The organism is Paenibacillus sp. P22, assembly GCF_000469945.2.
Taxonomy (GTDB): domain Bacteria; phylum Bacillota; class Bacilli; order Paenibacillales; family Paenibacillaceae; genus Paenibacillus_O; species Paenibacillus_O humicus.
The window spans coordinates 1-6,630 of sequence record NZ_CBRA020000136.1 but is presented as its reverse complement, the minus strand read 5'-3'; the positions used below and the strand labels follow the sequence as shown (position 1 = coordinate 6,630).

Below are 6,630 nucleotides of genomic sequence, written 5' to 3'. Positions count from 1 at the left end.
GCCGGATGCGGTGCTGGTCGTTCTCGCCGACCAGCCGCTCGTCGACGCCGGGCTGCTGGCCAGGCTGGCGGATGTCCTGCATGGGCATCCGGAGCTCGACTGGGCCGCATGCGGCCTGCAAGGCGTACCGATGCCGCCGGCGATCATGCGCGGCTCCATGTTCTCGGCACTGGCCAGGCTGGAAGGGGACCGCGGGGCGCGGCAGCTGTTCGCCGGCGCGGGCTTCAGGGGCGAAATGCTCGCGGATGTGGCGGAGAGCAGCCTGTACGATGTCGATACTCCCGAGGATTTGGAGATGATCGCCCAGACATGGCCGAATGGCTAGCCGGCGGACCGGAGCGCGCAAGTTCGATAGGGACAGAAGACTCGAATCTCCTTTTCGGAGGCTCGGGTCTTTTTTTGGATGGGGGAAGGCAGATCATGGGCCGGATCAACCCACTCGAAGAAAAGGTAACATTTATCTGACACGATTTTTATCGAAGCGCGGCAACAGGCATCATTTCCATCTCCTGTTCGTGCATCATGCACAATGAAAACCGATACAAACCAGCCTTGATCCCAAATGTATGTCAGGTTAATTGACGCAAACAAAGCGTGAATCTTATAGTTGGGATCAGAAAGCCTCTGCCGCGGCCCCGAGCCAGGCAGCCGATCTAAGGAGGATAAGAGATGAAGAGGGTCATTTCGTTCAAAGCAGCGACGGTCATGCTGATGGCACTTATGCTTGTGACGGCAGGATGCGGGAACAGCTCGAGCTCGAATTCCGGCACGGCGGCAAATGCAGGTACGGCGGCAAATACAGGCACGGCGGAGGGCGGGAGCGGCAAGCCGGCGATCGAGAAGCCTCGGGTCGCCTTTGTCTACATCGGGCCGCCAGGAGACGGCGGCTGGACCTACGAGCATGACAATGGCCGCAAATATATGGAAGAGCAGACAGGCATCAAGGCGGATACCGTCGAGAACGTCCCGGAAAGCGCGGACGCCGAGCGGATCATCACCGAGCTGGCGCAGGACCATGACATCATCTTTACGACCAGCTTCGGCTATATGGACTACACGCTGAACGTGGCGAAGAAGTTCCCCAAAGTCATTTTCGAGCATGCGGCGGGCTATAAAACGGCGGACAACATGGGCACCTACTTCGGACGCAACTATGAAGCCAGCTACCTGTCCGGCATCGCGGCCGGCAAGATGACGAAAAAGAACCTCATCGGCTATGTCGGGGCGTTCCCGATTCCGGAGGTCATTTACAACCTGAACGCCTTTGCCCTCGGAGCGCAAAGCGTCAACCCCGACGCCAAAGTAAGCGTCATCTGGTCCAACACCTGGTACGATCCGACGGCGGAACGGCAGGCGGCGGTCAGCCTGCTGGACAAAGGCGCGGACGTACTGCTCGCCTACCAGGATTCCCCGGCTACAATCCAGGCGGCGGCCGAGCGCGGCGCGTTCGCGGGAGGCAACGATTCCGACATGAGCCGGTTTGCGCCGGACAACTATTTGACCAACCCGACCTGGAACTGGGGTCCGTATTACACGAAGGTCGTCAAGTCCGTCATGGACGGAACGTGGAAGAGCGATCAATACATGGGCGATCTCAAGGACGGCATGGTCGGCCTCGCCCCTCTGGGAGCTAAAATTCCGGAAGATGTGAAGAAGCTGGTCGAGGATGCCAAAGCCAAGCTGCTGGACGGCACGCTGGACGTATTCGCAGGTCCGATCGCCGATCAGTCCGGAGCGGCCAAGGTCGAGCAAGGCAAGTCGCTCAGCCTTGACGAGATTCTCGCCATGGATTGGCTCGTCAAAGGCGTCGACGGAAGCATTCCGAAGTAAGGACAACCGATCATCCGAACCGGAGCGGGCGTGTTCAGATCCCTTGTCCCCAAGGGGTCTGAACCGTTTTTGCACCCGCGCTTCATACTGAAGGAGGACTGCCGAGATGAATGCCATTCCAGCCGTCGACATGCGAGGAATCGTGAAGAGGTTCGGCTCCGTCACCGCCAACGACCATGTGGACTTCCAGGCGGCCAAGGGAGAAATCCATGCGCTGCTCGGGGAGAACGGGGCCGGCAAAAGCACGATGATGTGCATGCTCTCCGGAGTGTACCGCGCTACCGAGGGAGAGATCTGCCTGAACGGCAAGCCTGCTCGGATCCGCTCGCCCAAGGAAGCCTCCCAGCTCGGGATCGGCATGGTGTTCCAGAACTTCCGCCTCGTGCAGACGCTGACCGCTGCAGAGAACATGGTGCTGGGAGAAAAGGGCTCACTCTGGAGAGGGCGCGGCTGGCTGAAGCGGAAATCAAGGGAAATCGAGGAGCTTGCCGCTCGTTTCGGACTCGGATTTCCGGTGGACCGGCCGATCTGGCAGCTGTCCGTCGGCGAGCAGCAGCGGGTCGAGATCGTCAAGACGCTGTATCGCGGCGCCGACATCATCATTCTCGACGAGCCGACTTCCGTGCTGACGCCGGGCGAGGCGGAGCAGCTGTTCGCGACGCTGCGGCAGATGCGGGCCGAGGGCAAGACGATCATCATCACGACGCACAAAATGAAGGAGGTCATGAGCGTCGCCGACCGCATCTCGGTCATGCGCAAGGGCAGAATGATCGCCTCGCTGGCCAAGGAGGATACGGACGAGCGGGAGCTGGCCCGTCTGATGGTCGGCAAGGAAGTCGTGCTGGAGCGCAAGGAACGCGGGGAGGCGGGAACGGAGCCTCTGCTCGCCATCCGCAGGCTTAAAGCGGCCGGACACGGCGGGCGCCAAGCGCTGGACGGACTCGATCTGACGGTGAACCGGGGCGAGATCGTAGGCATTGCCGGCGTCGCGGGCAACGGCCAGAAGGAATTGGCCGAGGTGCTCAACGGGCTTCATGAGTGGAAGTCGGGCGAAATCGAGTTCGACGGCAAGAAATGGAGGAACGCCTCGGTGCGGGACACGATTGAGGCCGGAATTTCCCATATTCCGGAGAACCGGATGAAGAGCGGCCTTGCGGGGAGCCTTGCGCTGACGGACAACCTGATCGCCAAATCGTACCGGAGCAGCGAGCGCTCCTCTCGTCTCGGACTGCTGCGCGGGCGGGCCAACAAGAGCTGGGCGGCGGAGCAGGTGGAGCGCTTCGACGTCCGCACGCCGGGCATCGACACCCCTGTCCGGATGCTGTCGGGAGGCAATCAGCAGAAGCTGCTGTTCGCCCGCGAGATCGCAAGGGAGCCGAAGCTGCTCGTCGCCGTCCACCCGACGCAGGGACTGGATGTCGGCGCGGCCGACAGCGTGCATCGGATGCTCATGGACCTGCGGGAAGCAGGCAGCGGCGTGCTGCTGATCTCGGAGGATCTGGATGAGATCCTGCAGCTGTCCGACCGGATTCTCGTCCTCTTCGGCGGCCGGATCATCGGGGAGCTGAAGCATGATGAAGCGGACCGCGCGGTCATCGGCATGCTCATGACAGGAATGCGGGAAGCGGCTGCTGCAGCCGAAGCCGAGCAGGTAGGCAGTCCGGACCGCGGCAAGAAGGAGGTGTTGGTATGAGCAAGCTGAAATTCATCGCTGTCGGCGCTTCGGCCGCAGGGGCGGCCTTGGCTCAGAGGCAGGCTGCGATGCAGGAGGACCGGAGCGGCGCCTTAACTAGCGGAGCAGACTTGGCGGAGAGGAGGCAAGGGATGCCGGAATACACGAGAGGCGTTTCGACTGGCGGATCGGCATCGGAGCAGCGGCAGCAAGAGAAGCAGCCGGCAAGGAGCGCGCAGATGCTGGCTTCCGCCGGGGGGGATGATCGTCTATATCCCGGCAGCTCCGATTAAGGCGGCATCGGCGGGCAGATCGGCAGGATCGGCCGAAGCCGCGCCAGGAAGTTCGAGCAGCGCGGGAGCGCCGGGGACGGATAAGCCGCGCTTTCCGTTCCGGCTGGAGATCGATCCGGCGGGTAAAGGCTCGCCCTGGTGGACGCCGGTCGTCTCTATCTTCATGGGCTTGCTCATTTGCGCCGTCTTCATCGGGGCGAACGGCATGAACCCCGTCACCGTATACGCCAAAATGTTCCGCGGGGCCTTCGGCACCGAATTCGGACTTACCGAAACGCTCGTCAAAGCGATTCCGCTGCTGCTGTGCGGACTAGGCGTCTCGATCGCCTATCGGATCTCCGTGTGGAACATCGGCGCGGAGGGGCAGTTCCTCGCAGGCGCCATGGGAGCGACCGCCGTTACGATCTACGCGCCGGGCTTGCCGCTCTGGCTGTCGATTCCGTGCATGCTGGCCGCCGGCATCGCCGCCGGAGCGTTCTGGGGGCTGCTGACCGCCATTCCGCGGACGTATTTCCAGGTCAACGAGCTCATTACTTCCCTCATGCTGAACTATATCGCCCTGCTCGGCCTGAATTATGTCGTTTTCGGTCCGTGGAAGGATCCCAAGGGCTTCAACTTCCCGGGCACGCCGATGTTCGGCGACAACCAGTCGCTGCCGGTGCTCGGCGATTCCCGCCTTCACCTCGGGCTGCTGTTCGCCGTGGGCGCCGTCATCCTGTATGCGGTCATGATCCGCTATACCCGCTGGGGCTACGAGCTCAGGCTGATCGGAGCCAATCCCGACGCGGCGCGGGGAGCGGGCATCAACATCCGCCGCCACATCCTGATCGTCATGGGCATCAGCGGCGGACTCGCCGGCATCGCCGGCATGGCGGAGGTGTCGGGAGTCGCCCACCGGCTCATGTACGGCATCTCGCCGGGCTACGGCTATACCGCCATCATCGTCGCCTGGCTCGCCAAGCTCCATCCGGCGGGACTGCTCGTCACCTCATTCTTTTTCGGCGGCCTCATCGTAGGCGGCTACAGCGTGCAGACGATCGGCATGCCCTCCTCCATTTCTTCCATGATTCAAGGAGCGATCCTGTTCTGTCTCATCGCAGGCGACATGGCGGCCAAGTTCCGAGTCCGCCGCACCGCCTGACACCGCGCCGGGAGGCTATCGACCTATGGACTTTCTCATCATGCTGCTCGCAGCCGCCATCGCTTCCGGCACACCGCTGCTGATCGCGACTCTGGGCGGAATTCTGAACGAACGCGCCGGCATCATCCAGCTCGGCACCGAGGGCATCATGCTGATGGGCGCGGTAACTTCCTGCCTGCTCTACTTGCGGACGGGTAGCCTCGGCCTGGCGCTGCTGGCGGCAGCCGGCGTCTCGGCTGCGCTTGGCCTCATCCATGCCTTCATGACGGTGTCGCTGCGGGCCAACCATATCGTCACGGGCCTCGCGATGACGCTGTTCGGCACCGGCCTCAGCGCTTACCTCGGCAAGCCGGTCAGCGGCCAGCCGATGCCGGCTCCGGTGCCGAAGGTGAATCTGGATTTTCTGGACGGCGTGCCGGTGCTCGGCGAATTGTTCGCGCATCTGGATGTGTTCACCTGGGCAAGCTTCGCGCTCGCCGTTCTCCTGCATCTGCTCATCCACCGGACCTCGTGGGGGTTGCATTTGCGGGCGATGGGCGACAATCCGGCGACTGCGGACGTCATGGGCATCCGCGTCCAGCTGTCCCGCTATTTGTACGTCACGGCGGGAGCCATCCTGATCGGGCTGGCCGGAGCGGATCTGCTGCTCGTTTATTCGCCGGTCTGGAACGAAGGCATGACGGCCGGCAGAGGCTGGATCGCCGTGGCGCTCATCATCTTCGCCCGCTGGAATCCGCTGCGCGCCTTGCTGTGCGCCTACTTCTTCGGGGCACTGGACTCGCTCGGCTTCCGCATCCAGCTGGAAGGCACCGCAATTCCGTCGTATTTCCTGAAAATGATTCCGTACGTCGTCACGATTCTCGTGCTCATGTATCTCGGCTGGCGCAACCGCGGCAAGCCGTCCGGCTCGCCCGAAGCGCTGGGCAGCCCGTACATTCGGGAGCAGCGCTTGTAAGGACGGCCGGGACGGATAGACCGGAGCCTCGATGGAATCCTGCAAGAGGCACGGCGTTCATTCCGTGCCGGAAGGAGGAATAGACATGGCGGTTCAATCCATGCCTGGCATGCAGACGGCGGTTCTGAAGCCGATGTCGCTGCAGGAAGCCTGGCTGCTCCGGGCGGGCCGGGAAGCGGCGGCCGTGCCGGTCGCCGGAGGATCCCTGCTGCGGACGCAGTGGGAGAACGGGGCGGCGCTTCCGCCGTATTTGCTGGACTTGAGAGGAATCCCCGGGCTGGCGGACATCGCGGCTGATTCCGAAGGGGTTCTTGTCGGCTCGCAGGCCACGCTTGCGGCCGTAAAGCGTTCTAAGCCCATCCGCGAGCGCTGGCCGCTGCTGCATGAGGCTGTCGGCACGATCGGCGGTCCGGGCATCCGCAACCTCGGCACGCTGGGCGGCAATGCCGCCTCTTCGATCGGGGACTCGCTTCCGGCGCTGCTGGCGCTGGAAGCCGGACTCCTCTGGTACGACGGAGCCGGTCTGGCCGAGCAGCCGCTGGATGAATGGCTCGATGAGCGCCGTACCTCGGCGGAGCCGGAACGGCGTCTGCTGGCCGGAATCCGGCTTCGGGAGAGCCGGTCGGAGCCGCAGGCTGCCGGCGGCTGGCATTGCTGGCGCAAGGTCGGGCGCCGCGAGTCGTTCACTCCGTCGCTCGTCAGCTTCGCCGCGTCGGGAACGATGCTGCCCGGGCAGGGC

Annotated in this window: 7 protein-coding genes; all 7 read left to right on the top strand. The window is 63.3% G+C overall.

The features are described from left to right. Positions 1-325 (top strand): NTP transferase domain-containing protein (locus BN871_RS18280; protein ID WP_048748255.1); only part of this gene is annotated, 325 nt, incomplete at its 5' end. 344 nt (positions 326-669) lie between these two features. After that, complete coding sequence (locus BN871_RS18275; protein ID WP_021881633.1) at positions 670-1,830, top strand: BMP family ABC transporter substrate-binding protein; 1,161 nt, start codon at positions 670-672, stop codon at positions 1,828-1,830. A gap of 106 nt (positions 1,831-1,936) precedes the next feature. After that, on the top strand, positions 1,937-3,523 hold the full coding sequence (locus BN871_RS18270) for an ABC transporter ATP-binding protein (RefSeq protein WP_048748254.1): 1,587 nt from the start codon (positions 1,937-1,939) through the stop codon (positions 3,521-3,523). Further along, on the top strand, positions 3,520-3,795 hold the full coding sequence (locus BN871_RS18265; protein WP_048748253.1) for a hypothetical protein: 276 nt from the start codon (positions 3,520-3,522) through the stop codon (positions 3,793-3,795). The genes BN871_RS18270 and BN871_RS18265 overlap by 4 nt, the downstream gene beginning before the upstream one ends. Further along, on the top strand, positions 3,764-4,936 hold the full coding sequence (locus tag BN871_RS18260) for an ABC transporter permease (RefSeq protein ID WP_083436527.1): 1,173 nt from the start codon (positions 3,764-3,766) through the stop codon (positions 4,934-4,936). The genes BN871_RS18265 and BN871_RS18260 overlap by 32 nt, the downstream gene beginning before the upstream one ends. Positions 4,937-4,961: 25 nt before the next feature. After that, a complete protein-coding gene (locus BN871_RS18255) occupies positions 4,962-5,891 on the top strand; it encodes an ABC transporter permease (protein WP_048748252.1) in 930 nt (309 codons plus the stop codon). A gap of 85 nt (positions 5,892-5,976) precedes the next feature. Further along, on the top strand, positions 5,977-6,630 hold a 654-nt coding region (locus tag BN871_RS18250; RefSeq protein WP_048748251.1), incomplete at its 3' end, for a xanthine dehydrogenase family protein subunit M.

What these genes read in the sequence shown, in the direction of transcription:
- BN871_RS18275 (WP_021881633.1), top strand. Translation starts at nt 670, where the DNA reads ATGAAGAGGGTCATTTCGTTCAAAGCAGCGACGGTCATGCTGATGGCA.
- BN871_RS18270 (WP_048748254.1), top strand. Translation starts at nt 1,937, where the DNA reads ATGAATGCCATTCCAGCCGTCGACATGCGAGGAATCGTGAAGAGGTTC.
- BN871_RS18265 (WP_048748253.1), top strand. Translation starts at nt 3,520, where the DNA reads ATGAGCAAGCTGAAATTCATCGCTGTCGGCGCTTCGGCCGCAGGGGCG.
- BN871_RS18260 (WP_083436527.1), top strand. Translation starts at nt 3,764, where the DNA reads ATGATCGTCTATATCCCGGCAGCTCCGATTAAGGCGGCATCGGCGGGC.
- BN871_RS18255 (WP_048748252.1), top strand. Translation starts at nt 4,962, where the DNA reads ATGGACTTTCTCATCATGCTGCTCGCAGCCGCCATCGCTTCCGGCACA.